Raw genomic sequence first — 26,719 nt, forward strand, 5'->3', positions numbered from 1 at the left:
CCAAGGCTAAGGGCATGGGCCGACACAGAGAATCCATGCCACCGGCAATGCAGTGATGCGCCATCCGCAACGACCCCGGCGTTGCTGTTGGCGCAAAGCGCTATTGCGCGACGTGGCAATACTCCGCCGCTCGCGTCTTCTCTACCCTTGGGCACTTGGCGCAGGGCTCTCCATCAGCGCCCTTCCCCCGGTTGCTCAAGGAGCTGTTCATGACCCCGAATCCTTCATCGATGCGCACCGCGCGTCCCTCGTGTTTCAAATCCTCATGAAGGGCAACTTCCTGAGATCCAGCCCCCTCTGGATCAGCGCGGCCGTCCTCGCTTCGATCGGCGCAATCGGCGCGGCGCTGCTGATGTGGCGCCCGGCGATAGCACCGATTGAGCGCCCGCGAACGTTCGATGCCGCGCAATTGCAGCGCGGTGCGCGGGTGGTCGAAGCCGGCGATTGTGCGGTGTGCCATACGCGTCCGGGCGGTCAATACATGGCGGGCGGGCTGCCGCTGGTGACGCCGTTCGGCACGCTCTACAGCACCAACATCACACCCGACCCGCAGACCGGTATCGGCCAATGGTCACTGCCGGCGTTCGAGCGGGCGATGCGTGAAGGGATCTCCCGCGATGGCCACTTCTTGTACCCCGCCTTCCCGTACGTGCACTACCGGCGCATGAGCGAAGACGACATTGCCGACGCGTATGCGTACTTGATGAGCGGCCCTGCCGTGAACTCACCGGCCATGCAAAACCACATGAATTTTCCGATGAACATCCGGCCGCTGGTGTCGTTCTGGAATCTGCTGTTTCTGCATGCAAAGCCGCTGACGCCGGTGGCGCAACAATCTGAAGCGTGGAATCGCGGACGTTATCTGGTTGAAGGCCCCGGCCACTGCGCAGGCTGCCATTCACCGTTGAACCTGATCGGTGCCGAGAAGTCCGGCGAGAGCCTCGCGGGCGGTGAGGTGGATGGCTGGGAGGCACCTTCGCTGCTCGGCATGGCCCGTCGCGCAAACCCGTGGAGCACTGAGCAGTTGGTCCACTATCTGCGGGCAGAAGTGGTGGACGGGCACGGCACAGCCGCAGGCCCGATGCGCCCGGTCAGCCTCAGTCTGGCTCGCTTGCCGGTCAGCGACGCAGAGGCGATTGCCGAGTATTTGCTAAGCCTGCAAACCAAGGCTGCGATCACCGAAATCCAACCCGGCGCCGGGAGCGTTGAGACCTTGGACCAGACCAGCGGCGCCCTGCTGTTCGCCAGTGCCTGCGCCGGTTGTCATGCCCCTGCGGCGCCGATGCGCGAAATCGACGGGCGTCCGGGGCTGGATCGCACCTCGGCGCTGCTAGCCCCGAGTGCACGCAACTTCCTGAAAACCGTGCTCGAAGGTGTGCCGGCAACTCCGGGCGTGCCCGGACCGGTCATGCCGCCGTTTGCCGCCAGCCTGGACAACGTTCAACTCACCGCCCTGGCGTCCTACCTGCGCCAGCAAGCCAGACCTGACCAACCCTGGACAGAACTTTCTTCCACTATTGAAGCGATCCGTCAGGAGACGAAATGACCCAAGTCACGCTCAACGTCAACGGCTCGGCCCAAGCCTTGGAGCTGGAACCTGACATGCCGCTGCTCTATGCGCTACGCAATCATCTGGGGCTGAACGGTGCCAAGTACGGGTGTGGCTTGGGGCAGTGCGGCGCCTGTACGGTCATCGTCGATGACAAACCGGTCTTTTCTTGCGTGACGCCCTGCGCAGGCCTTGAAGGCAAGAAGGTTCGAACGGTTGAAAGCCTCGGTACCGCCGAACGTCCCGGCCCTTTGCAAAAAGCCTTTATCGATAAACAGGCGGCCCAATGCGGCTACTGCATCGCCGGCATGCTGATGCGCGCGCAGTCATTGCTGGAAAGCAATCCGCACCCGGACGAGCAGACCATTCGCGAGCACATGGCAGGCAACCTGTGTCGTTGTGGCACCCACCTGCGGATTATCGAGGCCATCAGCCTGGTGGCCGGGCAAGACGGGAGCGCGACATGACCGTGGAGAAAAAAGTCGACCACAGTCGCCGGGCGTTCTTGCGTGGAGGCGCCTTGCTGGTGGCGTTTACCCTGGTGCCGGCGGCGCGTCGTGCATGGGCCGACACCGAAGTGGATACGCTCGGCACGGTGGTGCTGGCGCCTGATCTGCCCGGCAGCCTGCGCACCAATCCCTACCTCGATGCGTGGATCCGCGTGGGCCCTGAAGGCATCACCGTCTACACCGGCAAGGTCGAATTGGGCACTGGCGTCAAAACAGCCTTGCTGCAAATTGCCGCCGAACGTCTGGAGGTTTCGCCGACGGCGATCAACTTGCTGACTGCCGACACTGCCCTGACGCCCAACGAAGGCTACACCGCCGGCAGCCACAGCATTTTCGACAGCGGCACCGCGTTGTTCAACGCGGCGGCGCAGGTGCGTGAGTTATTGCTGCAGTCGGCCGGGCGCAGCTGGGAGGTGGCACCGCCACTGTTGACGACGCAGGAAGGCGTCATTCACGGCCCTGCCGGACAACGAATGTCCTACGCCGACGCCGTCAAAAACGTCGATCTGCACCTCTATGCCAAATCCGAATCGCCGCCAATGCCAGCGACGGGGTTCAAGCTGATCGGGCATTCGCTGCAACGGCTGGATATTCCGGCAAAAGTCAGCGGCGGTCCTGCATTTGTTCAGGACATTCGTCTGCCGGGCATGCTGCACGCTCGGGTCATTCGCCCTCCTCGTCCCGGCTGCACGCTGGAAACCTTCGACGCGGAGTCGATCAAAACGCTGGCCGGGGTTGTGCAGGTAATTCGCGGCGGCAATTACCTTGCCGTGGTGGCGCGTGATGAATGGCAAGCGATCAAGGCCATGCGCAGCGGATATGAATCGGCGCGCTGGAGCGGTGGTCAAGCCATCCCCGAGTCACGGGACATCCACACATTGCTCGAACATCTGCCTTCACGTCGCTACCCGATCAGCCATGAGGGCACCCCACAGGTGGCGACCGACAAGAGCTATCGAGCGCGCGTGACCAAGCAATATCTGATGCACGGATCCATCGGCCCTTCCTGCGGCGTGGCCTGGTTCAAGGACGGCACCCTCACTGTCTGGACCCACACCCAAGGCGTGTATCCGCTGCGCGCCGGGATCGCCGAAATGGTGCGGCTACCGCCCGAGCGCGTTCGCTGTATCCACACCGAAGGGTCCGGTTGTTACGGCCACAACGGCGCAGACGATGCGGCGGCCGACGCGGCGTTGATTGCCATGCGAATACCGGGCACGCCGGTGCGGGTGCAGTGGATGCGCGAGCAGGAAAATCTCTGGGAACCCTACAGCTCGGCGATGGTGACTGAAGTGCAGGCCAATCTTGATGCGCAAGGTCGATTGCAGGACTGGAATTATGAACTGTGGACCACGCCGCATAACGAACGCATCGTCAATGCGGGCCGGTTGCTGCCGGCGCGACTGCTGGCCCGGCCGTTCACCTCTGCGCCTTCGGTGCCCATCGCTCAACCTGAAGGCGACGGCGATCGCAATGCCGTGCCGCTGTACACGCTGGCATCCACGCGCATCAACATGAACTTCGTCACTGAGATGCCGTTTCGCACCTCTGCCATGCGCTCGCTGGGTGCGCACATCAACGTCTTCGCGATCGAGGCGTGCATCGATGAGCTTGCCGCCAGGGCCGGGAGCGATCCGGTGGCCTTGCGCCTTGCCCATCTGGCGGATCCCCGGGCGCGGGCCGTGGTGGAGCGCGTGCGCGACGCCATCGGCTGGTCGCAAAAAAGCAGCGAACCCGGCGCGGGCATCGGCTTCGCGTTTGCCCGCTACAAAAACATCATGGGCTATTGCGCGATCGCGGTGCGCTTGCGCGTACATCCGCAGACCGGCGAGGTGCAGGTCGATCACGTCGTCACGGCGGTAGACGTCGGGCAAATCGTCAATCCCGATGGCCTGCGCAACCAAGTAGAAGGCGGGATCGTGCAGTCCACCAGTTGGACGCTGTATGAAAAAGTCGCCTACGACGCCGGGGGCATACGCAGCTACGACTGGAGTGGCTACCCGATCCTGCGCTTTTCACAGGTGCCGAAAAAGGTCGACGTTCACCTGCTCGACCAACCGGGACAGCCGTTTCTCGGCGCCGCCGAAATCGTCCAGGGACCGATGGCCGCCGCCCTCGGCAATGCTGTGGCGAACGCTACCGGCCGACGCTGGCTGAACCTTCCTTTGACCCGCTCAGAGCAACCGTCCTGACCCTGCGCAGCGTTGCGTTTCGCGCAATGCAGCGTAGAGGCTGATGCGGATTATCAAGCGGCATGCAGCGGATTAACTTACGGCCATACGGTGCCTGGCCAAACGTCCATCGCCGCCTTGCTCCCTCTTTTCGAAACCTGGAGAAATTCTATGACGCAGCAACTGTTCCAACCCATCGCATTGGGGCCATACACACTCCCGCACCGAGTGGCGATGGCGCCGCTGACCCGCTCTCGTGCCGGACAACCGGGCGATGTCCCGACGGCCATGAACGCCGAATATTACCGCCAGCGTGCGAGCGCGGCGTTGATCATCACCGAGGCGACGCAAATCTCCCGACAGGGCCAGGGCTATGCCTGGACCCCGGGAATCTACAGCGATGAGCAGGTACAGGCTTGGCGCGAAGTCAGCAGCCAGGTGCACGAGGCCGGCGGTTTGATCTTCATGCAACTCTGGCACGTGGGCCGCGTGTCGCACCCAAGCTTCCAGCCTGGCAATGCCCTTCCAGTGGCCCCGAGCGCATTACCCGTGCCGGGCAAGACGTTCATTGTCGACACGGATGGCAACGGTGTGTGGGGCGATGTGCCGGTTCCGCGGGCACTGGAAACCTCGGAGATCGCTGACATCATCAACGACTACCGCCGGGCCGCGCGCAATGCGCTGAATGCCGGGATGGATGGCGTGGAAATCCATGCAGGCAACGGCTATCTGCTGGATCAGTTCATCAACAGCAACAGTAACCAGCGCGAGGATAGCTACGGCGGCAGCCTGGAAAACCGTGCGCGCCTGTTATTGGAAGTGGTTGCTGCCGTCGTCGACGAAGTCGGTGCGCAGCGCGTGGGCGTACGCCTCACGCCGATGGGACGCTTCATGGGCATGGGCGATGAGACGCCGCAAGCGACCTTCGGCCATATCGTGCGTTCGTTGAACCAGTGGAATCTGGCCTACCTGCACCTCGTCGAGCCTGCCGTCGTCGGCACCGTCAAGGACGAGAACTTCGATCCACGCTGGGATGCAATCATCGGCCAACTGCGTGCCGCGTGGGACGGCGTGCTGATGATCGCCGGTGGCTACGACCCCGAGACGGCGGAACAAGCCTTGATCGACGGCCGCGCAGACATCATCGCGTTCGGCAGACCGTTTCTGGCCAACCCCGATCTGCCACGGCGAATTCGCGACGGGTTGTCGCTCAATGCGCCGGATCCGAGCACCTTCTTTGGTGGCGATCAGCGTGGATACCTGGATTACCCGGTTCACTCCTGACGTTGCTGCTGGCGTTAGTCGTCTTCGTATCATCACCTGCACAGACGACGGGTCAGATCATTCAGAAGCCATCGGCCGGCTCTCCCTAAAGCGCGATTTTGCATGTGCGCGGCGTAGATCGTAAGTGTGTCTGGTGTGCGCTGAAGCTCGGCGGCTAACTCAAGTGGCAGGAGGCGTCCTGAAGCCAGATGATCCGCAATCAGATGCTCTGGCATTCGACACCAACCGAACCCGGCGAGCAAAAAATCCAGCCGCCGCGCCAGATCTACAAACCGCCACTGGTGACTGCCCGTCACCCCATAGCTAGGGCCGTCGGGAGAAACCGGATCGGAAAGTACCAGTTGCACATAAGGCTTGAGGTCTGCACTTGTTGCCCGACGGCCTAACATAGCCAGGGGATGTCCGCTGGCGACTACTGGCCTCAAGTCAACACTGAGCAGCGGCAGTGCGTTGATATCGTCGGGCACTGTCGGAATCAATGTGCAAAGCGCCAGTGCCGCATCGCCGTTGCGCAATCGGCGCTCTGCGCCACCCAAGCCTTCTGTAGAAAAACTCACTGCCAGATGCGGAAAAGCCTCGCGCAGAGCGCTCAGGCTTTCAATGAGCGGTGCGCTGGGGACTAAAGGATCTATGGCGAGGGCCAACTCCGGCTCAACTCCTGCTGCCGTGCTTGCGGCCATTGCTTCAAACTGGGCAGCGCTTGCCAGCACCGCGCGCGCCTGAACCACGAGCACTCTACCTACCTCAGTGAGCGTTGGACGATGGCCGCTGCGATCAAACAGCCTCACACCTTGAACGGACTCAAGTGTGGCAATCGACTGGCTAATGGCAGATTGAGCACGCCGCAGGTGACGTCCGGTGGCCGAGAAACTGCCTGTATCCGCAATGGTTACAAGGATCCGCAACTGATCCAGGCTGAGATTTCCGATCATGACCCATCACATAAACAGATGGACTCAATCATATTTACATCACTCCTGCATAGAGATCGCATTGGGTAGAGTGTGTCGCACATCGCCTAAGGCGACAACGCAAACCATACCGCCGCCTCACCGCGCAGGAGTTACTTTCATGTCCAGGCTTCTCACCATTGAAACCAGTTCACGTGGGGATGCCTCAATCTCCCGGCAGCTCACTCGCCGATTTGTGGCCGCATGGGAAGCTGCACACCCAGAGGGCAGCGTCAAAATACGGGATCTGACGGACACTGCGCTTACGTTCGTGACGGCCCCCTGGTTACAGGCTTACTTCACCCCGCAAACCCAACATTCGCCTGATATGAAAGCCGTGTTGCAGTTATCCGATGAACTTACGGCCGAGTTGCTGGAAACCGATCACTTGGTTATTTCAACACCGGTCTACAACTATAACGTCCCTGCGGCGCTCAAGGCCTGGGTGGACCACGTGGTACGTAAAGGCCTGACCTTGGGCTTTGATGGTAAAGGGTTGGTGACCGGTAAAAAGGCGACGGTGCTGCTCGCTTCGGGAGGGGTATATACCCACGACTCCCCGATTAGAGACCGTGACATTGCGAGCCAATACTTGAAACTGATCCTGAATGTCCTGGGCATCACTGATGTCACCTTTATTGCGGCCGGCGGTGCTAAAGCCGTGGATCTCGGAGAAATCGGCATGCACGATTTTCTGGCTACATTTGATCATCACATTCAAAAGTCGCTGGTTTAGACAGTATTTCTCCTGGCCCATACGGATCTTGCCGGTTGAGCCGCCGACTGTTTCAGGCTGATCGTTGGTGACTCAGCGTGATACTTTTGCACAAACCCGCCTATTTGAAATCGCCCATTTGTTATCGAGGTACTGGTGACCCACTCTTCCGATCAACATGCTGACGAAAAAAGCCTGCCTCGATTGTTACTCGATCTACTTTGGCAAATCGCCGTACTGTTGATCCCGATTTTCCTTGTCGCGGTATTACCGCTGCCGTGGGCGCTCGGTGTAGTACTGGGTTGCGCTGCCATGATGTGGCTGACGGCGCGGGCCGGTTGGCAACGTACCGGCCGAGGGGCGGCCCGGGTCATGACCTCTGCCGCAATAGGCCTGGGTTTTAATCTGGGCAGGGCTTTGCCGGCGTACTGGGACATTGCGGGGGCAGCGGTCGTGATGTTCTTCGGGCTGGCTTGCGTCAGTCACCTGGAAAGACGGTTTGGCCTGGTCGATAAAACGCAGGCCGGCTCGTCACCGCTATCGCCTGGTCAGTCTTCAAACGGCGCCAGTGCCTGGGGTGGGGACGAACCGCGACAAACACCCGAGGGTGAGCCCATCAGGGTGTTCAACTACAGCGAAATCGCCATGGGCGGGCCCGTTCTGTGCGATTACCTGTTTCCCGATGGGGTGCTGCTGCAGGGCCTTGGGTCGTCGGCTCGCTTCTCGGATGACGGCCGTTATTTCGCCGCGCCTTTACCCTCGCGCCAAGCCTGGGGGTTGGTGATTCTGGATCGACAGTTGCGTCAGCTTTACCAGTGTTCGTGTGATGAATTTTGGGAACTGGATGCCTTTAACGACGGCACCCTGAGTGGGCGTTACAGCCCTCTGGTCGACAACGGCGCACGGGAGATCAGCCTGGAGCAACTGCTGACGACGGCTGAAAAAGTCAGCCTGGTGCCCGTTGTTGACCTGTGGGTCGAGCCTGGTGACTGGCAAAAAAAACTTGCGCTCGAAACGTTCCGGCATATGTCCCCCGATGGTCAGCAACGTTTGGACGCCTGTCTGGTGCTGCCGGCCAGCCTGCGCGAATTGCCACAGCCGTGTGCCCCGCTGATGAGCCCGGAATACAGCGTGAGCATCAACGGTGAGCCCACTTCGTTGTTGATCAGCGCCGATACCTCAATCATCTGGAATCACAATGGCCGCTCGTTCGCTTGCCATGGACGAATGGATGATGGGCAACCGCAACCCCTCGAATATTGGCTCTGGCACGTAGACCGAGGCTGGCAAGCATTGCCTTGCCCGTGGCGATCCGCCGACAGCGAACCCTCCATGGGTTGGAGCGAACCCCTGGAGCTGGATGACCACTACCTGCGGCTATCGTGCTACTTCGACTACCCGCAGCCTGATCGCGGTCGCTATGGTTATGGCTTGTACAGCGTACACAGCGACTGTGAATCTCAGGTGGGCCATGATCCGAACGGCCGGGTGCAGGTTGCGCAGCGGCAGCTGACTCGCGTGCGGTTGGCTGTGCCGCTGGTGGGTGATGGACAGCGAGGCGCGACGATGGTCGAGTCGGCACCGTTGATGGGTGATACGCGGGCTCAATTCAGCTGGCAGCAAGACAACAGCCTGGGGCTCGGGGGTTATACCTGCAGGATTGGGGGCTGGGAGTTACCGGGCGTTTGGCTGCTCGATCATCGAGTTTCAGACACTGGACGTTACATCGCATTGATACCGTTCACCCTGCCGCCCGCCACAGCAGGTCATGTGGTGGTAGTCGACGCACAGGAACGACAATTGATGAACAGCCCTCCTCTGTTGGTCGCGCGATTGTTGGACTTTCGTGGGCCGACACTGAGCCTGGCAGTGATTCGAGGTCGCCTGGATCTGGATCGGCAAAGCACTCCATTGCAGCGTTTTGATCAATCGCCACCCGAGGCGGGCGATGCCGCTGTATTTTGCCAGTATCAACAGGACTCACGGCTTTACTACGAGTGGTGTGAGCTCAATGTCAGCCCACAAGGCCTGAGCACCCTCCCCGATTGGCGCCTGGTTAAACGGCCACAGTCTGCAATCGCCGATGGAAACTTTGTCCAGCCAGCACCGATGGATAAAGATGCCGCTTGGCTGTTCGGTTGTGAAACCGAATACGCCGACAGCTGGCTTCGCGTCCAGAGCCCACGTCTGGGCGGGCATTTGCTGACGGCGTCCGGTTGCGCCATCAGCCATCTCGCGCCCTCGATGATCTGGTCCGAGGATGCACGTTATCTCGCGCTGACTCGACTCCATACCAACATCGACGATGACCACGGAGGTCGCTTGGCATGGCAGATCTTGCTGTTGGATGTCCAGGAGCGGACCTTGAGGCATTCACCTCAGTGGCTCCACAATCGACCACAGTTTGAAGGTTTCAGTGCCGATGTCTTGAAGGTGCGTCTATTCCTGCGCGACTGGGAGGCCGAAGATGAAACAGACCGAGGCTCTATCAGCATGATGAAGTTGAGCGACCTGCTGGCACTTCCCACCGAGCCCCTGTGCCCGCACGCGGGACTCTGGCTGACGAAGGATCAACTTTGTCATTCCCAAGCGTGGCAAGCATTGGATACATCGGCTTTAGGCCAGTGGCGCTAGTCACGTTTGTCACTGGCGCCTGCATGGCGCGTGAAAAGATATGAAGCCGGACAAATGCGAACACTTGTATATGGACTCAACCGTTCATCTCGTACAGATTTGATTAGTTAAGCGGGGGTGTTTAGCATTCGCTCAGGAGATGGCATACCTCCTTTAACCGCCTTCGTGCTGATGATGCCTACGTGAACCCTGGACAGGGTGCGTAGGTGTGCCTCCCTGTCCCTCTACTCAGGACAGGACCGTGACTACAAACTCTCCGTTGCCCCCCCATCTGCTCATTCAGTTGTTAGAGATTTCCCGCCTGCTCATGCTGCGAGGAGACGGACAGCTATGCTGAAGTCACTACTCGTCATCGCTGTCGGCGCATCCCTTGGGGCCTGGTTACGCTGGCTACTGGGCATCAAACTCAATGCCCTGTTCCCGACTGTTCCGCCAGGAACCCTGATTGCCAACATGATCGGGGGATACATCATCGGGTTTGCGATTGCCTTCCTGGCTGCAACGCCGTCACTGAGTCCTGAATGGCGACTTCTGATCATCACTGGCTTCTGTGGAGGGCTGACGACCTTTTCTACATTTTCAGCCGAAACTGTCACCTTGATTCAGGAAGGCAGGCTTCTTTGGGCAATTGGCGCCATTTTGCTACACGTGGCAGGCTCACTGGCGATGACCGTTGCCGGGCTTATTTCGTTTCAATTGATGGGTACACGTTAGAGAGGTGATGAGTCATGAAAGGCTTTTTGGTGATTTTCTTTACCCAACAGAACCGTCGATATCGCGGAAAAATGCTCGGTGAATGGCTCGTCGATCTGGCCAAAGAGATGGGTTTGCGCGGTGCCACCCTGGCAACGGGCATCGAAGGCTTCGGGCATTCAGGGAAACTGCATTCCTCGCATTTTTTTGAGCTGGCCGATCAGCCTACTGAAATCCGCCTGGCAATTACCGAAGAGGAGTTCGTTCGCCTGTTTGAGCGACTTGAGGCCGAAGATATCTCCTTGTTTTACATAAAGACCCCGGTTGAATTCGGAGCCGTCGGTAGACAAGCCAACCAGCCCGGTCACCAGCCTTGAAACATGAAGAAGATGCGGCCGAGAATTGCAGACACACATCTCGATCGCCTCACCACTGGTCCTCACCAGGCAGTCGAGAAACATGACGTCCTTGGTCTCATCGATCATCGAGTTCCTGACGGCGCACCCGCATGTCGCCTATCTGGCGGCGTTCTTCCTGGCGCAGCGCGCTAGCGACCGTTCTTGACGGTGGACGGCTCCTTTCTCGGACCGAAGGAACGGCAGATGCGGATTGGGATGGGCAGGTCCTGTTAGCTCGCCACGGTGAGAAACAGAAATGAATGACCATTGGAAAAGTCAGGTTCGATTACCCCAGCAAAGAAGTGCACCTGAGATTGAAATCGCCCCATAGTGGTCAAGCCTACAGACTTGCGCATGACTCAAGGTGCACATCACCTCCTGCCAGTCGCCGTAATTCGCTCACATCGGCGAACCACTCATGGGATTGAAGACTGTGGAATGCATCATATGTCCCATATCCCCAGGCGACCGCACCAAAGGCGATACCGGCAGTTGCGGCTGCTTCACCATCCGTAGGTTGGTCACCGATGTAGATAACCTCCTCTCGCGCCACGTCGAATTTACGCATCACACGACGCAAGCGAGACGCCTTGCCAAAAATCGAGACGCCGCACTCGAAGGCTCGGATATGGCGACAGCTGGAGCCCAAAATTTGCGTGATATTTTCTTGGGAGTTAGAAGATACCACCGCCAGAATCACTCCCCTTTCGTCAAGATGAGCCAGGGTATTGGCAATGTTATTGAACAGTGGGATCGAGCTTCGATGTTTCTTCATCAAGCTCATGAAGGTTCGCGCCACCAGAGGCAACTTCCAGCGGGGCATTCCGATATGAGCCATGATCTCCCGAGCCCCCTGCTTGCGCAGACAGTCCAACTCTTGCGGGTGAATCCGATTGAAAGCGTGCCTGTCAGCAACCTGGTTGAACACCGAAACAAAGAACGGAAAGGAATCAGCGAGCGTGCCGTCAAAGTCGAAAATGGCAAGTCGGTATGACATGTGAAAGCGCCTTCCTGTAGTGGTGGCAGCCGAGTCCAGGCGGCTGCTTGTGTTGGGCGATTAATTCACCCGATTGACTGGAAAGGCGCATTATTCCAGCACCGGAATCTGCCAGGAAGTAGAAAGTGGCTTAACGCTTGAAGAGGGGGCTGCTCCTTGCCGGTTGTTGCCCGCGCCCCCGCCTCCGTTTACTGCGTGACCACAATCTTCCCGATCATCTGCGGGTGCAGCGCACAAAAATACTCGAACTCTCCCGGCGTATTGAACACCCAGGAAAAACGGTCATTCGTATCCAGCGCCCCCGAGCGAGGATGTGCCCGTTCAATACTGTTACTCGGCCCATCGCCGTATTATTGTCCAATGCTGTTGTCCGGCTCCGGGACGTTCTGCGTTGCTGATAAGGAAATCGAGGAATCCATGATTGACCGCGAGCAACTCCATCGAGATGGTTATGCGCTGCTTCGTCGAGCGATCCCGGCCGAATGGCTGAGCGACCTTCGCGCCGTGTTCGATGCGGGCGTGAAGCCGCCGGAGCAATGGCCAGTGCCGCGTGGCATGGATTGGCGCCATTCGCTGTTGGACGCGGATTCGAAGGTTCAGGCTGTGTGTCGTTTGCCGGAGGTGCTGGCGGTGGTGGGTGAGTTGATCGCAGAGCGGTTTTTCCTCTCGCAGGTAGAGGGTCGCGAGCCCCTTGCAGGTGGCGGTCATCAGCAACTGCACCGCGACTTGTCGGCCCAACGGCCAGGCGACATAGTGAACGCCATTGCCTATTTTGACGATTATGGCCCCGAGAACGGCGCGACACGCATCGTCCCCGGCAGCCATCGCCCAGAACAGGGAGAGCAGCCCTTCGACTTCAATGACGAGTCCCGGTCTGTGCAGCTTTCAGGCTCCGCGGGTGACATCCTGGTGTTTGATGTGGATTTAGTGCATGCGGGTAGCCTGAACTCGATCGGCGCACGCCGGCGCTCCATCCTGATCAGTTATTTTGCAGAGACGTTATACGCGTCACACCTGGAAACGGTGAGCCTGCGCAGTATCCGGATGGACACGACCGATCGGTTCGATCCTTTGGATTTTGCCTGCTCAAGCGGCTCACAAATTTTCCCACCGTTTAAAGCCAGTAAAATCAGCACCTCAAAATAAATTGCGGAAGAACTCATAGCTGCCGCGATGCCTCCAGTTGGCCAAGGCAAAGCAGGTGGACGTCGGTCTAGAGAGATGACTTCTGCTGGCGCAAGTTCAGCTAGTCTAATCACATCACGTACCCAGGAACCGTACCAATGCCGGATCGCTCTGAAGTGAACATAGCCATGACAGACGCTCTCACACTGCTGCTGCACAATCAGCACGCTATATGTGCGGCCATTGGTGACAAATTGGTTCTCTGAAAATGGAACCGAGAATGTCGCCGCTAACGCAATGGCGGCCATGGAAACGCTGGATATCAATGCTCAAAGCCTGACAGACGCCAGTCTGCCTATGCGTTGGGCACCTGACTAAACATTCCGTTGCGGGGTCATCCCCATGAGACACAGCGAAAGACACAAAACCCACCGGACAGGATGGCTCCGCGCTGCTGTTCTTGGCGCGAATGACGGCATCGTTTCAACGGCTAGCCTCGTCCTGGGAGTTGCGGCGGCCGGTGCGAGTTCAAAGAGCATTCTGGTCGCAGGTGTTGCCGGCCTTGTCGCCGGAGCAATGTCGATGGCGGCTGGTGAATATGTATCGGTCAGTTCCCAAGCCGATACCGAACGCGCAGACTTGCTTCGGGAAAGTAAAGAGTTGGCCGCCAACCCCAAGCAGGAGTACGAAGAGCTGGTTGCCATTTACGTCGAGCGGGGATTGGATACAGCGCTGGCTTCAAACGTTGCCACACAGTTGATGCAACACGATGCTCTGGGCGCTCATGGACGCGACGAATTGGGGATATCCGATACGTTGGCCGCGCGTCCTGTGCAAGCTGCCTTTGCCTCCGCGGCGACTTTTTCTGTGGGCGCTGCATTACCATTACTGGTGGTTCTGATAGTTCCGACTGCTGCACTTATGTGGGGGGTTGCTGGCAGCTCGCTTCTGTTTCTCGGGCTCTTAGGAATTCTGGCTGCCCATACCGGCGGCGCCCCCATGATTGCTTCAACTGCTCGTGTCACCTTTTGGGGGGCCCTGGCAATGGCGTTGACTGCTGCGGTGGGTACCCTGTTTGGGGTAGCAGCATAAATGTTTGATAATGAGCAGAACAACATAATGGCCGTCTCGTGGACCATGATGATGGATTGTCTCATTGAGGCGCAAATACCTTTACCCCTCACGGCGTTTCAATCGATGAGTTCCTGAGCAGTGGCTGCCAGCTGACTGCCAACCCGGTCTTTTAACGTGTCAATAAAGCGAGTGATTTTTGCGTCGACAAACTGTCGTGAGGTGTAGACGGCATAAACGTTGCGCTCATACGTATGATAGTCAGGCAAAACTCGCACTAGCTTCCCGGAGCGCAAGTCGTCGATGGCCGTAAACCCAGCCAGCAAACCAATTCCAGCCCCCTCCCGAATAGCCACCGCCATCGCATCCATATCGTTCACGCTGAAACTTGGCCCCGCGGGGACAAATGTCGCGTCGCCCGCCTTGCTCTTCAGCTGCCACTCATCCCTTACATAGTCCACAGTGCCCAGCAGCAGACACTGGTGATCGCGGAGGTCTTCTGGCGTCAGTGGGGCCGCATGCTGGGCCAGGTAGTCTGGAGACGCCACCAGGACACAATGGCTGACACCGATTTTTTGGCTGACATACGCCGAATCCGGCAGCGTCCGGGCAATCAGAATCGAGACATCCAGTTGGTCTTCCAGCAGGTTAGGCATGCGTTGGGAAAGCAATAAATCCACAGTGACATCCGGAAATTGCTTGCGGTATTCCAGCACGGCACCCGTGACGAGCTGCCGAGCCAGTCCGGGTACGCAATGCACACGTAGCGTTCCCTTGGGCTGCAAGGCCGCATTGCTCGCTTCGGCTTCCGCACTCTCAAGATCAGCCAGTATTTTCGTGCACCGCTCATAGAACCGCCGCCCCACATCGGTGACCGACAGGCGCCGGGTCGAGCGTTGCAACAGACGCGCATCCAGCACGTGTTCAAGTGCAGAAACAGCACGCGATACGTTACCTACTGTGGAGTCCAGATGATTTGCCACAGCGGTGAAACTGCCCATCTCGACAACCTTTATGTAGACCGACATGTTCGAAAGCTTATCCATTGCGACCTTCCTATAGATCTGACGCCCACCCGTGATAACCCGCATTTTTCCATGATGCTACACGCTCGGCCCGGTGCTCGATATTACCTCTGCTGACAACAATGATTCCCTTTGGGCCGACTAAATCAAAGGTCTCTCCTTCCATAGACTTGGTTGCACAGGCTGCCTGAACAGGCCCTGCGGCACAGCCACTCTGGCGCCGAACTTCATAAGAAGCTCTGACAACCAACTGAAGGCCAAATCATGAACACTTCCTACGACCCGCTTTATCTTTTTATCGGTGGTGAATGGATCAGTGCCGAAGGGCGCGATACTGCTGCCGTCGTTAACCCGGCAACCGGACGGGATATCGGACGCGTCCCCTTCGCCACCGCAGGCGACCTTGATCATGCTCTTGAGGTGGCTCGACTGAGCTTCGAACAATGGCGCCAGACCGTACCTGACAAACGCGCAAAAATCCTCAAGCGTGCCGCCGACTTGATCATTGAACGAGCACCTCACATTGCCGCGCAAATGACACTGGAAGAAGGCAAGCCGCTGGGTGAAAGCATGGATGAAGTAACCCGTGCGGCGGATTACTTCGAGTGGTTCGCCGAGAGCGCCCGTCGTATCGATGGTCGTGTGGTACCGGCCAACCGTCCTGGAGTACTGCAACTGGTCAAACGCCAGGCCATCGGCCCAGTGGCAGCGTTCACCCCCTGGAACTTCCCGGCCATTACCCCTGCTCGCAAGCTCTCGGCGGCCTTGGCCGCCGGTTGCAGCGTCATCCTCAAGCCAGGTGAAGAAAGCCCCTCCACAGCGCTGGCCCTGGCTCGTGCCCTCGATGACGCAGGATTGCCCAAAGGGGTGCTGCAAGTGGTCTTCGGCGTACCGGATCAGGTGTCCAGCCATCTGATCGCCTCACCGATCATTCGCAAAGTGACCTTTACCGGTTCAGTGCCCATCGGTCGCCTGCTATCTGCCCGAGCTGGCGAAGGCGTGAAGCCCATCACCCTTGAGTTGGGTGGGCACGGACCCGTGCTCGTATTCGAGGATGCAGACATTGAAAAGGCTGCAACCGAAGGTGTCGCGAACCGGTTTCGCGGGACCGGACAGGTGTGCATTTCATCCACTCGATTTCTGATCCAGCGTGGCGCCTATCAAGCATTTATCGATCACTTTGTCGCCGCTACCAAAGCCCTGAGAGTCGGCGATGGCCTGCATCCAGACACTCAAGTCGGCCCCCTGGCCAACCCAAGGCAATTGGCAAAGATGCAAGAACTGGTAGCCGATGCCGTCGAGAAAGGTGCACGGGTATTGATCGGTGGTGAAGCCTTGTCACGTGAAGGCTTCTTCTTCCAACCCACCGTTCTTGCAGATGTGCCGATGAGCGCCCGAGTCATGCACGAAGAACCCTTTGGCCCCATCGCCGTACTGATGCCGTTCAATGAATTGGCTGATGGCCTGGAAGAAGCGAACCGCCTGCCCTACGGGCTCTCAGCGTACGCATTCACATCCAGCGCGCGCACCGCAATTGACGTCGCTGACGGGTTGGAGGCCGGGATGATCGGGATCAACCAATACCGCATCGTCGCTACCGAGCTTCCTTTCGGCGGCATGAAAGAAAGCGGTCACGGCTCGGAAGGTGGCATTGAAGGCATCGAACACTATCTGACCCACAAATTCATCAGCCAGGTTTAAGGGAGCTTCCCATGTCCAATATCAATTTCAGCAGTCCTCGCGAAGCGGCGCGCGCGTTCACTCACCTGGCTTTCTATGTGGGTTTCCCTGGCGCCATCACCGCGTCTGCTATCGCCGATGCCACGTTTACCGAATCGGAGAACAACCAAGCATGAAAGCCATCAACATCAGAGAGTTTGGCGCGGCAGACGTCCTGGAACTCGCAGATGCTCCAGCTCCTGAAGTACGCCCTACCGACCTGCTAGTGCGTGTCTATGCTGCGGGGGTGAACCGTGCGGATTTGACTCATCGAACCGGTGGGTACGGCCATCCGAATTTCGGCGACTCGCTGATAATCGGATTGGAAATCGCCGGCGAAGTGATTGAGATAGGTCGTGCTGTAACGGGTTTCGAAGTAGGAGATCGAGTGATGGGCGTGGTTGGAGGCGGCGCCTATGCCGAACTGGCTCGCATCGACTACCGCATGGCCATGCACATCCCTGCACAGCTGGACTATGTGCACGCGGCAGCAATTCCGGAGGTGTTCGTCACCGCCCATGAAGCAATGATGCATCTGGCTCGACTCAAGGCCGGTGACTCGGTGTTGATTCACGCTGCCGCTGGAGGCGTTGGATCTGCCGCCGTGCAGCTTGCTTACGCCACAGGCGCCACAGTGTATGCCACAACCGAAGGCAGCAAGTTATCGCGTGTCGAGCATTTGGGGGCTGATGTCGCGATTGACTACAAGACGCAGGACTTTGCCGTAGTCATTGCCGATAAAACCAATGGTCGAGGCGTCGATGTCGTCATCGACTTCGTCGGCGAGCCCTACTTCGCACGCAACGTCGCGTCCCTTTCTCAAGGCGGCCGGCTGATTCAGGTCGGCATCCTCGGCGGTGGCGGCAAAGTGACTGTAGAGCTGGAGCACATCCTCTACCGACACTTGCAGATCATAGGCACGGTCATGAAGTCCCGCACGCAGCCGGAAAAGCACGACATGATCAAGCGCTTCCGCGAACATTGGCTTGATCGCTTCGATGGCGCTGGAAGCCTCGAGCCTGTCGTTGACAGTACGTTCCCGTTATCACGTGCTGCCGATGCTCATCGCCGGATGGAGTCTTGCCAGAACGTCGGGAAAGTCATTTTGACGATGCAGCCTGAAGACTTGGTTTGAGTCTGGCAGTCTTGCGATAAAACTGAAAACGGTGCCTCTGGTGGACCTGTTTTGCGGATGGGAAACTGTCTTCGCGGGGCGTTCCAAATCGTCTGCTTTCGGCCTATGCCTGTTGAAAAAGTCGGATTTTCAGCTGGCCTGAACTCAGGCACGGCTACCACCAGAGAACCTACTCACCACATTGAGTGGCTTTTCGGCCCTTCGTTGACCATTGCTGCTCGCCGAGCATCTGCCCCACTCCAGCACGGTCAAGGTGTTCAATACAGTCCTCGTCCAGGACCTGGTGCAGGACTTGCGCCCGAAAGCAGCGCCCGACCGACGCGCATTGCTGTGGATGATCCGGATCATCTCTCCACCAGACAATACGCTCGAATAGTCAAAACATGGGTAACAGCCATCGGACTTGATCCGACGATGCAATTTTTTGAGGCATGCATTCCATTCAGGAATGCGCCACATAAAATTAATGAATTTATTATTGCTGTGTCTGGCGTAGCTTGATTTCAGGACATGGAGAAGCGCCTTGAAATCATCCCCTCTCAACTCAGAAAAATTTGATACCTCACGAGCCAATGAGTACGGACGACAGAGCCGAATTGCGCTAGCAGGATATGACGCCTGCCAAGACTTGGCTGCGTGCATGCTGGCGGCAAGCCTGGGCACTACACGTTCGGCAAAAATACTTGTAGTTGGCGCTGGCGGTACGGCGCAGGAAATTATTGCTATGGCCAAGCTTGAGCCGGGTTGGCGCTTCACGGCCGTTGATCCGTCCGAGCCGATGTTGGAGGCTGCAAAGCAGCAATTAGAGGCAAACAATTTGCTTGAAAGAACGGCCATGCATCTTGGGCATGTTGAAGACCTGGCAGCAGACGAGTCATACGACGCAGCGACCTTGATCGGAGTACTCCATCATCTCGATGGAGATGAAACCAAGCGACAAATTTTACGGTCCATTCGGGCTCATCTAAAACCGGGTGCGCCGCTGATTGTCGCGGGGAATCAATACGCTTATGCCAGCCAGCCGCTACTGCTCGCGGCTTGGGGGCAGCGGTGGCGGCAGCATGGAGCCAGCCCGGATGAAGTGAAGGTCAAGCTTGGGAAAATCCTTCAAGGTGCTGATCCTCCACATTCCGAGGCGGCGGTTCAAAAACTCTTGCATGACGCCGGATTTGGAGACGCTACCCGTTTCTTCAGCAGCCTTTTCTGGGGGGCGTGGTTGACGTGCAAAATGGTCTGAACATGATTGAAAGTATTAGGTATGCGTCGACCGCAACAGGACCATGAGTTCGAATCCCGTCGCCTTTCGCCATCTTATGTACGACAAAGCCCCGATTATTCAGGGCTTTGTCGTTTATAGCGCTTTAGATTTCTGTTCCATCATTTCTGGATCGTTTCCGCCTATTTTCTGCGGTTTCCGCGTTATCGAGCAAACGCAGCGTGCGCCAGCAGAACGCACTACAACGTGTAGGAAATACCGACTTGCACGGTTCGTGGCGCACCCGGATAAGCGTAAACGTTGCCGAACGCGCCTTCTTCATAATCGCGATCAAACAGATTTTTCACGTCAAGATTGAGCCGCACCTTGTCATTGATCTTGTAGAAGCCAAGCAAGTCGACAACGGTGTAGCTGCCCATCGAAAACGCAGTGTTGGCGGTTTGTCCGGCGCGCTCGTCGACGTACTTGAATCCGGTGCCCAAGCCCAATCCCTTGAGGGTGCCGTCCTGGAACTCGTACATATTCAGCAGGCTGAAGCTGTTTTTCGGGATGTTCAGCAGCCGCGTGCCAGAGCGCAGTACGTTGTCTTTGGTCACTTCGGCATCGACATAGGCGTAGCCGCCAATCACGCGCCATTCGGGAGTGAGGTTGCCGGCAACGTTGATGTCGAAACCACGGCTGCGCACTTCCCCGGCAGCAACGCTGAAAGTGGAATCGACAGGGTCGGTGGTCAGCACGTTACGCTTCTCGATCTGGTAGATCGCGGCATCGACACTCAACCGCTGATCCAGTGCTTGCCACTTGATACCCATTTCGTACGACTTGCCCTTCTCCGGCGCGAACCCTCCGCCGAGGCGGCTTGCGCCGGTGTTGGGCTTGAACGAGCGCGCGGTGTCGGCATAAACCGCTAATGTCTCGGTCAAATCGTAGGTCACGCCGATACGCGGGGTCACTGCGTTATCACTCGCCTGCCAACTCTTGCCGCCCGGGACATAGGTTTCGTAGTCATGTTCGAAGCGTTCGAAACGCGCCCCTGCCAGCACCTTCAGTTTGTCGGTCAGTGCCAATTGATCCTGCACAAACGCGGCATAAGTTTTGAGGTTTTCCTTGTCGTGGGTCGGCGTACGAGTCAGTGCCGGACGCGACTGGCCGTACACCGGATCGAAGATGTCGATCGGATACGCATCGACAGCACCGCTGGAGCGTTGAATGATCGACTTGTAGTCATAATCTTCGTACTCGATACCGGTGAGCAACGTGTGCTGCAAACCAGCGGTATCGAAATGGCCGGTCAGATTGAGCTGGGTATCCTTGTCGGTCCACTCCAGCTTGCGATAGTTGAAGTTGCGCCCCAAGGTGCGGCCGTCAGCGGCAATACCGTTGGCCTCGACTGCGTTGCCCTTGAGCGAACCATCGAGCCACTGGAAGCCACCACCCAACGTCCAGTCGTCATTGAGCATGTGCTCGAAACGCAGTTGCGCCATGTTGTTGTCGTTATGCAGTTTGCCAGCATCTTTTTCGCCGAAAAAACTGTCGCGAGAGGCGGTACCCGTCTGCCTCGGGTAACGTGTAAGGCCTCGATCCAAAGGCGCGTTGTTACGCATGAAATCGCCTTCGAAAATCAGCTTGGTCGCGTCGGTTGCCTGCCACGTGAGCACCGGAGTGATACCGTAGCGCTCGGTTTCGACGTGATCGCGGAAGGTGTCGCCGCCCTCGCCCACTACGTTCAGTCGATAGGCCAGGCGCCCTTCTTCGTCGAGCGGGCCGGAAGCGTCCAGCGTGCCACGCTTCATGCCCTGATCGTTCAGTTGACTGCCCAAGGTGACGGTGCGCTCGGGCAACGGCTGTTTGGAAACCACGTTGAACGTGCCCCCAGGATCACCCCGACCGTAGAGCATGGTTGCCGGACCGCGTAGCACTTCGAGTCGCTCAATAGTGTTGGCATCCGGCATGTTCGGATAACCGCGGTTGATCGGAAAACCGTTGCGATAAAACTCGCCAGTGGTGAAGCCACGAACGGTAAACGTGGTCAAACCCTGTCCACCAAAATTGTTCGCTCGCCCCACACCCCCAGCGTAGTCCAGCGCCTCCTGCAAACGGGTGGCTCCCAGATCCTCGACCGCATCTTTCGAGACCACACTGATCGATTGCGGGGTTTCGTGGATCGACGTGTCGGTGCGTGTGGCGCTGGCCGAGCGCGTAGCCAGATAACCCTGCACCGGGCCGTCCGCCCTTTCGTAATTCGCAGTACCGATAACATCGGTTGCGTCCAGCTCAAGCGTTGAGGGTGATACCTCCGTTTGTTCAGCCCATGAGGTAGACGACAATGCTTGCAGCACACAAATGGAAAGCAGGGTTCGACGCATGTAGAGAAAAACCTTTACGAATAGGCCAATGCAGGGAGTAAAACCGCCAAAAACTGCGGCGCATGCTATACAAAATCATTCGTAATTAACACTGATTCCCATTAACGTGGAAAAACAATCATCGCTAAAGTCATCACTTCATTGAAGCAATGGCCATTGCAGCATCACCCGCGCCACGGCCGAGATCATCCAGCGCTGCCGACATTGGCGGTGTAGCCGATGACGACGAGCATACTCAGGAAGTCGTTTGATGATGCCCGCGAGGTTTGCCGGCATTCCAAAGGCTGATTTTCAAATGCGCGTACGGGCGAAGGCCGCGACGGATAAGGAAGAATCGACAGGCAACATTCGTGCTGCACGCGATCAACTTGGGCACACCACCGTAGGCATGACAGAGAAGACGCCCACAAAATGACCAGTTGCTCAAGTGCTGCCCAAAGTGGCCGACAACTGTAGTGGCCACATGTCTCGCCATCCCACCCGTTTAATTGGAGCTTCAATGATGTACAAGAGGGTCACCGGTGTATTTTGTCTGCTCTTGAGCGGCTGTTCGCTTTACCCTCATACCAAGAGTGATTTGCTGAGCATAGGAACCGCGAGCCCGGAATATTGCTTGGCGCAAGACCGTGGACAAGTAGAAGAACGAGTCCAGAATTATCTGAATCATTGCTTTCACGCAAAGAATATCGCCCTGCCGAATGGTGCATATATCGTCGAATCGACTAGATTGGATCTAAATAAAACGGCAGAGAAAACCGACATGGTTTTGTTCGGACCGACCATTTACGGTGATCAGTACTATCTAAATATTGTCGTCTCCGGAAAAAATCCAGCCTGCAAAACGACGATGACTGCTGTCGCCGCCAATTGGGTTTTCAAACGAAATTTTGAAAAACTGGTTGAAAGTGCCAATGGTGGAGACCCTTGGTGTCCGCTCTGATTCCTGATTTACGCGGCGTGTGCTGGTAGTCGGCCAAGGGTTGAAGTCGAAGCCATGTTTATATCCCGCTTTCGGCGAGGAGGACTGACAGCCGCAAATCAGAAGTGGCAAGACGATCACGCAGGCGATCCTGGTCTTTTTGTGCAATGCTGAGGCGCGAAAAAAACCTCTTTGAGCCTCACGCTCAGAGGCTCTGAGGGCGTTGGGAATCTTGGACAATAAAAAGCCCGGCACAGTAACCGGGCTTTCTTTAAGGGGTTGCACTGAAACAGCTAAATAAGTTGTTACAGGAATACTTATATAGCGGCCCTAGCACTGCCCTAGTCAACCCTTCTACTGCGATTGTTTTACAATAAAAAGAAATGGATCAAAACTCATCGTGTGCTTCCCATCCATTAGCAGTTCCACGCTGTACTGCACTTTAGCACCAACATCCGTATCATTGACGCGGCCTTGCCAGTAAGTTCGTCCTTGACTAGGCGTCTTCTGAGGCAAACAGATTTTATCGTTAATCATGTTGCCAGTAAAATTATTAATTTCGACTTGGTTTTCAGCTACAACACCAACGACACTCCAGCTGATGAGCTGCCCGTTAGAACAAGCAGTAACCAGCTCATCATTACCTTCATAACTAGACCCAGAGTTCTTGTTGTTATCTATCAAATACACATTACTGCTCAGATCATTTGTTGCCAGTGCATTCTCAACATCAACCACAATCAAAACACTAATATCTTTCATCACAATACTCCTTTTGTGCAATTTACCCGCCTACTTCCATTATACAATCCAGACGGAAACCTGAGAGTAGCACTGGTTTTTTTAAAGTAAAGCCGACCTTCAGTTATGAAATGTTGAGCGCCGCCATATTTTTGGCTAAATCACTCCATCATCGACAAAACTCTACACACATCAGAATGCAACTTATTGATATTCAATAAATAAATTAAGAAGCCGCGTGGTTCGTCGATATGGACGCAAGAACTGCGGAGCATTGTACTGCCGGCTTTTCAGTGTCCAAACCCTCCGTTAGACCGCCCTAGCTGCGGTGAAACTTGCCGAATCAAGTCGGCTACAGCAGCACTCCCAGCTCGGAGCAATGGGTTGGCTGAGCCGAAAACGAAAAAGCCTGACACAGTGGCCGGGCTCATTAACTAGAAGTAATCATCAGGGCTTAGGGTGTTCGCTCGACACCGAATTGTTGGCATCCACATCAGCCATTTCTTCATCAACAGGCGCTTCGTCGTCCGGCGGCAGCGGAACCTCAGGTTCATTCCGCTTAGGATCATGGCCCGTTTCGTTGTCCGTTGTGCGCGTTACTTCCTGTTGTGATCTGTTCCCTGGTGCATTCTCGTCAATGTCCATGCTGGCTCTCCGTTCAGAGGCACGGGATATCCATGCTTAAAAATATGAGGCGGTAGCACATTATGAGTGCCGGGCAGTGGACGAATGGCGGGCAATGAAAACCCGTCTCGATGGCCGGGTTCAGGGTTTCGTGTGCGTTTCGCGTTACTTGTGCACTATGGGAAAAGTACGCACAAACCCCGTCACGTGCCGCCTCTTCATCTTTTTCCGAGTGAATGACCTGCCATACCGGCTGTTGCGCCTGAATATCCACTTCCTTGATGACTTCTTTTAGGGACTCCCACAGGTCGAGCCAGTCACGCGTCCAGTTCTTCGGATCGATCGTCACGCCGAAGAAGGTTTTCATCTCGGCGGTGATCCGGGCCGGCCCCCACTCTGCCGTCCCGACTACCTCGCCCTTGTAAGATTGCAGGGCTAGGGTCACCAGGTACTGAGCCTTCACGCGCTTGGCTGATGTCAGGTCTGGCAACTCGGCCTTGGCAGTGATCAGCAGTACCGCATTCATTACGTGGCTCATGGTCATCGCTGGGTGATAGAGGTAGTGCCCGAACTGCTGGACTTGGAGCCTCTCACGCAGTTGCGGAGATGGCTCCGCGGTAGAACCGGTGATCAGTCCAGCGATGGTTTGACCATCGGTGGTGATCCGCCGGCTCCCCTGGAAACACGTCTCTGGCCAACCCCTGCGCTGGCATCAAGGGCAACAAAGAGACGGGGCGTGACACATACGTCGAGGATGAGCTCTTCAAGCGCATGCACGACAAGGCTGATGTAGTCTTGCAAGACGCCATGGACTTGGCATATCTGACCGGCCAACGTGTGACTTACACGCGACTGATGGACGAACGGGATGTCCGCGACGGACAAATCTGGGTGCTTCAGGGAAAAAAGAAGGCCAAGCGGCGAATAGAAGTAACCGGTGAGCTGAAGGTTTTGATTGATCGAATCATGTCCCGAAAATCAGAACACAAGGTCCGCTCGACCCGGCTGATCGTTACTGATCGTTACAGAGGATGGCACACCAATGACGGTGGCGATGTTGCGGAGAAGGTTTGATTTGGCCAGAGAAGCGGCCGGTGTTGCGAAGTCTGCATTTCAGATGCGGGATTTACGCGCCAAGGCAGGTACGGATAAAGCCGAATCGATTGGTGACATCATGCAGGCGAGAGATCAACTTGGGCATACGACCGTGGTTATGACGAGCAATACATCCGGAATCGCCTAGGCAAGAAAGTTACTCCAACCAAGTGAATTGCGGACCAACTCCAAAATAGAAAACCAGAAACAATCAAGGGTTTGCATCAGCTTTCGCTCGCAAACCCTTGATTTAAGATGGTGCCCGAAGCCGGAATCGAACCGGCACGCCCTTACGAGCGGGGGATTTTAAGTCCCATGCGTCTACCAGTTTCGCCATTCGGGCGGTAGCGCGGTGAAGCAGTCTGGAGACTGACCAGTTACGACCTGGCAGTTCTGACGCTTGTGCAACAGAGGGGGAAATATATACATCCCGCCCCGGTGAAGCAAGTTCGCAAGGATCCTTTTCAAGACTAAATCTTGCAGGACCGAGGAAATAAAAAAGCTCCGTAGATCATGGATCTACGGAGCTCGTTTAAAGTGGAGGCCGAAGTCGGAATCGAACCGGCGTAGGTGGATTTGCAATCCACTGCATAACCATTTTGCTATTCGGCCTCAAACATCTGATGTTCTGTAGCTCAACATCAAACGTGTAAACTTGCACCTGGAAACAAGATTCTAATCTAGCTTCCAACCCTTTGAAATCTAAGGGGTTTTCGGCTTCCTGAATCAGGAATGGACGCAATTCTGGACTGGTTCGAAAGGCATGTCAAGAACTGGAAGAAAATAATTCCAGATGCGCTATCGCGGGAACGTCCATCTTTTGATCTTGTGCTCTTCAATGACCAACCGCCACTGCTCGTTGCAACCGCTGCCGATACTCGCTGGGCGTCTCGTGCATTTCGTGGCGGAAGTGCCGATTGAAATTCGACAAGTTGGCGTACCCCACTTCAAAACAGATATTGGCCACGCTGAAGCTGCTTTGCGCCAGCAAACGGCAGGCGCGCTGGACTCGCAGTTTGCGCGTGAGGTCGACGAAGGTATGGCCGGTGGCGCGCTTGAAGAATTTGGAGAAGGCCGGTTCGTTCATGTCCAGGCGCTGGGCGATGACAGACATGCGCAACTCATCGGCGAGGTCGTTCAGGATGTAGTCGAAGACAATGCTCATGCGCTGGGCTGTCAACGCGTCGAGCATAGGCGCGTATTGCAGGCTGGCAAGCGTTTGTCTCTCGCTGTCGGGGGCCGAAGCCAGCAACTGCAACAATGACAGGAACAGGCACAACCGCTGCAATCCGTGGCACTGGCCGATCTCTTCCAGCAGTCGAGCCGCTTCCTTGCGGGTATTGCCATGAAATTCGATGCCCTGCGCCGCCAGGCGAAACAGGTTTTGCAACTCGCTGAGTTCAGGGAATTTGTCGCGCAGTTGCATCAGCATCTGGCCATCGAATTGCAACACCACGTCACGGCCGGTGATCACCTCTCCCTTGCCCAGGTCGCTGATCCAGTCATGAGGCAGGCCAGGGCCGATCAAGGCGACATGACCGGCCTCGAATACGCCGATGTAGTCACCAGCCAACAGCCGTCCGCTGCCTTCGCGGATCAGGTGGATCTCGAATTCCGGATGATGGTTCCAGCGCGCCAGGTCGAAGGGATAGTCGTGCTCATACCAACGAAAGCTGTGCTGGGGCTCGTTGAGAATGACTTCAAGCGCTGGCGGCTTGTCTGCGGTTGCGTGATGGTTCATCACCCGGGCGATTCCGTTTTTGTTGGTTTTATCAAGGTACCG

Annotated in this window: 24 protein-coding genes, 2 tRNA genes, 5 pseudogenes and 1 riboswitch; of the genes and pseudogenes, 20 read left to right on the forward strand and 11 right to left on the reverse strand. The window is 56.9% G+C overall.

The genetic code is table 11. The features are described 5' to 3' along the window. Window positions 1-250: 250 nt before the first annotated feature. The 4 genes from PSH64_RS14585 to PSH64_RS14600 all read left to right on the forward strand — a co-directional run bounded on the left by PSH64_RS14585 (window position 251) and on the right by PSH64_RS14600 (window position 5,513). Window positions 251-1,546 carry a c-type cytochrome gene (locus PSH64_RS14585; RefSeq protein WP_370694466.1) on the forward strand — a complete coding sequence of 432 codons (1,296 nt, stop codon included), beginning with the start codon at window positions 251-253 and terminating at the stop codon, window positions 1,544-1,546. Beyond that, window positions 1,543-2,016 carry a (2Fe-2S)-binding protein gene (locus PSH64_RS14590; protein ID WP_305481089.1) on the forward strand — a complete coding sequence of 158 codons (474 nt, stop codon included), beginning with the start codon at window positions 1,543-1,545 and terminating at the stop codon, window positions 2,014-2,016. The genes PSH64_RS14585 and PSH64_RS14590 overlap by 4 nt, the downstream gene beginning before the upstream one ends. Next, window positions 2,013-4,250: a molybdopterin cofactor-binding domain-containing protein gene (locus tag PSH64_RS14595; protein ID WP_305481090.1), complete on the forward strand. Its 2,238-nt coding sequence runs from the start codon at window positions 2,013-2,015 to the stop codon at window positions 4,248-4,250. Before PSH64_RS14590 ends, PSH64_RS14595 begins: the two co-directional genes overlap by 4 nt. 150 nt (window positions 4,251-4,400) lie before the next feature. Beyond that, complete coding sequence (locus tag PSH64_RS14600; RefSeq protein WP_305481091.1) at window positions 4,401-5,513, forward strand: alkene reductase; 1,113 nt, start codon at window positions 4,401-4,403, stop codon at window positions 5,511-5,513. Window positions 5,514-5,545: 32 nt separating this feature from the next. Here PSH64_RS14600 and PSH64_RS14605 read toward each other — a convergent pair whose 3' ends face one another. Next, a complete protein-coding gene (locus PSH64_RS14605) occupies window positions 5,546-6,445 on the reverse strand; it encodes a LysR family transcriptional regulator (protein ID WP_305481092.1) in 900 nt (299 codons plus the stop codon). A 139-nt stretch (window positions 6,446-6,584) separates the two neighbouring features. Between PSH64_RS14605 and PSH64_RS14610 the strand changes: the two genes are divergently transcribed. The 4 genes from PSH64_RS14610 to PSH64_RS14625 all read left to right on the forward strand — a co-directional run bounded on the left by PSH64_RS14610 (window position 6,585) and on the right by PSH64_RS14625 (window position 10,882). Continuing rightward, window positions 6,585-7,199, forward strand: coding sequence for an FMN-dependent NADH-azoreductase (locus tag PSH64_RS14610; protein ID WP_305481093.1), 615 nt, complete (start codon window positions 6,585-6,587; stop codon window positions 7,197-7,199). A gap of 132 nt (window positions 7,200-7,331) precedes the next feature. Beyond that, window positions 7,332-9,812 carry a hypothetical protein gene (locus PSH64_RS14615; RefSeq protein ID WP_370694477.1) on the forward strand — a complete coding sequence of 827 codons (2,481 nt, stop codon included), beginning with the start codon at window positions 7,332-7,334 and terminating at the stop codon, window positions 9,810-9,812. Window positions 9,813-9,938: 126 nt separating this feature from the next. Then, a riboswitch (Fluoride riboswitch) is annotated at window positions 9,939-10,000 on the forward strand. A 142-nt stretch (window positions 10,001-10,142) separates the two neighbouring features. Then, on the forward strand, window positions 10,143-10,526 hold the full coding sequence (crcB, locus tag PSH64_RS14620) for a fluoride efflux transporter CrcB (protein ID WP_105345930.1): 384 nt from the start codon (window positions 10,143-10,145) through the stop codon (window positions 10,524-10,526). 14 nt (window positions 10,527-10,540) lie between these two features. Then, window positions 10,541-10,882 (forward strand): DUF190 domain-containing protein, encoded by a 342-nt coding sequence (locus PSH64_RS14625; RefSeq protein WP_105345927.1) that lies wholly within the window; start codon window positions 10,541-10,543, stop codon window positions 10,880-10,882. A 361-nt stretch (window positions 10,883-11,243) separates the two neighbouring features. Here the strand turns inward: PSH64_RS14625 and PSH64_RS14630 are convergent, their stop codons facing one another. Both PSH64_RS14630 and PSH64_RS14635 read right to left on the reverse strand, forming a co-directional pair. Next, complete coding sequence (locus tag PSH64_RS14630; protein ID WP_305481095.1) at window positions 11,244-11,900, reverse strand: HAD hydrolase-like protein; 657 nt, start codon at window positions 11,898-11,900, stop codon at window positions 11,244-11,246. A gap of 188 nt (window positions 11,901-12,088) precedes the next feature. After that, window positions 12,089-12,208 (reverse strand): annotated as a pseudogene (locus tag PSH64_RS14635) (amidase); the annotation flags it as partial. A gap of 109 nt (window positions 12,209-12,317) precedes the next feature. Here PSH64_RS14635 and PSH64_RS14640 point away from each other — a divergent pair. From PSH64_RS14640 to PSH64_RS14650, 3 genes and pseudogenes are all read left to right on the forward strand, one after another. Continuing rightward, a complete protein-coding gene (locus tag PSH64_RS14640) occupies window positions 12,318-13,046 on the forward strand; it encodes a phytanoyl-CoA dioxygenase family protein (RefSeq protein ID WP_305481158.1) in 729 nt (242 codons plus the stop codon). Between the two features lie 137 nt (window positions 13,047-13,183). After that, window positions 13,184-13,403, forward strand: a pseudogene (locus tag PSH64_RS14645) (hypothetical protein). 24 nt (window positions 13,404-13,427) lie between these two features. Beyond that, a complete protein-coding gene (locus tag PSH64_RS14650; protein WP_105345921.1) occupies window positions 13,428-14,117 on the forward strand; it encodes a VIT family protein in 690 nt (229 codons plus the stop codon). 98 nt (window positions 14,118-14,215) lie between these two features. On the opposite strand, the gene PSH64_RS14655 is transcribed toward PSH64_RS14650, so the two are convergent. Further along, complete coding sequence (locus tag PSH64_RS14655) at window positions 14,216-15,142, reverse strand: LysR family transcriptional regulator (RefSeq protein ID WP_105346244.1); 927 nt, start codon at window positions 15,140-15,142, stop codon at window positions 14,216-14,218. Between the two features lie 243 nt (window positions 15,143-15,385). Between PSH64_RS14655 and PSH64_RS14660 the strand changes: the two genes are divergently transcribed. The 6 genes and pseudogenes from PSH64_RS14660 (at window position 15,386) to PSH64_RS14685 (ending at window position 19,212) form a co-directional block, all read left to right on the forward strand. Then, the gene (locus tag PSH64_RS14660; protein WP_305481096.1) at window positions 15,386-16,822 is read left to right on the forward strand and encodes an NAD-dependent succinate-semialdehyde dehydrogenase; all 1,437 of its coding nucleotides are present in this window, start codon (window positions 15,386-15,388) and stop codon (window positions 16,820-16,822) included. An 11-nt stretch (window positions 16,823-16,833) separates the two neighbouring features. Further along, on the forward strand, window positions 16,834-16,977 hold the full coding sequence (locus PSH64_RS14665) for a hypothetical protein (protein ID WP_181150706.1): 144 nt from the start codon (window positions 16,834-16,836) through the stop codon (window positions 16,975-16,977). Further along, window positions 16,974-17,975, forward strand: coding sequence for an NAD(P)H-quinone oxidoreductase (locus PSH64_RS14670; RefSeq protein ID WP_105345912.1), 1,002 nt, complete (start codon window positions 16,974-16,976; stop codon window positions 17,973-17,975). The genes PSH64_RS14665 and PSH64_RS14670 overlap by 4 nt, the downstream gene beginning before the upstream one ends. A gap of 214 nt (window positions 17,976-18,189) precedes the next feature. Next, window positions 18,190-18,303: pseudogene (locus PSH64_RS14675) on the forward strand (NADP oxidoreductase); the annotation flags it as partial. Continuing rightward, window positions 18,261-18,392 (forward strand): annotated as a pseudogene (locus PSH64_RS30445) (integrase); the annotation flags it as partial. The pseudogenes PSH64_RS14675 and PSH64_RS30445, both read left to right, overlap by 43 nt. Before the next feature lie 106 nt (window positions 18,393-18,498). Next, window positions 18,499-19,212: a class I SAM-dependent methyltransferase gene (locus PSH64_RS14685; RefSeq protein WP_305481097.1), complete on the forward strand. Its 714-nt coding sequence runs from the start codon at window positions 18,499-18,501 to the stop codon at window positions 19,210-19,212. A 218-nt stretch (window positions 19,213-19,430) separates the two neighbouring features. Here the strand turns inward: PSH64_RS14685 and PSH64_RS14690 are convergent, their stop codons facing one another. Further along, window positions 19,431-21,557, reverse strand: coding sequence for a TonB-dependent siderophore receptor (locus PSH64_RS14690; protein WP_305481098.1), 2,127 nt, complete (start codon window positions 21,555-21,557; stop codon window positions 19,431-19,433). Window positions 21,558-21,773: 216 nt separating this feature from the next. Between PSH64_RS14690 and PSH64_RS14695 the strand changes: the two are divergent. Together PSH64_RS14695 and PSH64_RS14700 are read left to right on the forward strand one after the other, a co-directional pair. After that, window positions 21,774-21,972: pseudogene (locus PSH64_RS14695) on the forward strand (integrase); the annotation flags it as partial. Between the two features lie 48 nt (window positions 21,973-22,020). Further along, window positions 22,021-22,497: a hypothetical protein gene (locus PSH64_RS14700; RefSeq protein WP_146114703.1), complete on the forward strand. Its 477-nt coding sequence runs from the start codon at window positions 22,021-22,023 to the stop codon at window positions 22,495-22,497. A gap of 333 nt (window positions 22,498-22,830) precedes the next feature. On the opposite strand, the gene PSH64_RS14705 is transcribed toward PSH64_RS14700, so the two are convergent. The 3 genes from PSH64_RS14705 to PSH64_RS14715 form a co-directional block, all read right to left on the reverse strand. Continuing rightward, window positions 22,831-23,238, reverse strand: coding sequence for a hypothetical protein (locus PSH64_RS14705; protein ID WP_105345903.1), 408 nt, complete (start codon window positions 23,236-23,238; stop codon window positions 22,831-22,833). A 426-nt stretch (window positions 23,239-23,664) separates the two neighbouring features. Next, on the reverse strand, window positions 23,665-23,862 hold the full coding sequence (locus PSH64_RS14710; protein ID WP_105345900.1) for a hypothetical protein: 198 nt from the start codon (window positions 23,860-23,862) through the stop codon (window positions 23,665-23,667). 13 nt (window positions 23,863-23,875) lie between these two features. Further along, window positions 23,876-24,367 (reverse strand): hypothetical protein, encoded by a 492-nt coding sequence (locus PSH64_RS14715; RefSeq protein WP_244914246.1) that lies wholly within the window; start codon window positions 24,365-24,367, stop codon window positions 23,876-23,878. 245 nt (window positions 24,368-24,612) lie between these two features. Between PSH64_RS14715 and PSH64_RS14720 the strand changes: the two genes are divergently transcribed. Then, window positions 24,613-24,915 carry a hypothetical protein gene (locus PSH64_RS14720; protein ID WP_244914245.1) on the forward strand — a complete coding sequence of 101 codons (303 nt, stop codon included), beginning with the start codon at window positions 24,613-24,615 and terminating at the stop codon, window positions 24,913-24,915. A gap of 277 nt (window positions 24,916-25,192) precedes the next feature. Here PSH64_RS14720 and PSH64_RS14725 read toward each other — a convergent pair. The 3 genes from PSH64_RS14725 to PSH64_RS14735 form a co-directional block, all read right to left on the reverse strand. Then, a tRNA-Leu gene (locus tag PSH64_RS14725) sits at window positions 25,193-25,279 on the reverse strand. Window positions 25,280-25,474: 195 nt separating this feature from the next. After that, window positions 25,475-25,548: transfer RNA gene (locus PSH64_RS14730), tRNA-Cys, on the reverse strand. Window positions 25,549-25,771: 223 nt separating this feature from the next. Then, window positions 25,772-26,677: an AraC family transcriptional regulator gene (locus PSH64_RS14735; protein WP_105345892.1), complete on the reverse strand. Its 906-nt coding sequence runs from the start codon at window positions 26,675-26,677 to the stop codon at window positions 25,772-25,774. Between the last annotated feature and the right edge of the window lie 42 nt (window positions 26,678-26,719).

The organism is Pseudomonas sp. FP1742 (assembly GCF_030687145.1).
GTDB classification, from domain to species: domain Bacteria; phylum Pseudomonadota; class Gammaproteobacteria; order Pseudomonadales; family Pseudomonadaceae; genus Aquipseudomonas; species Aquipseudomonas frederiksbergensis_D.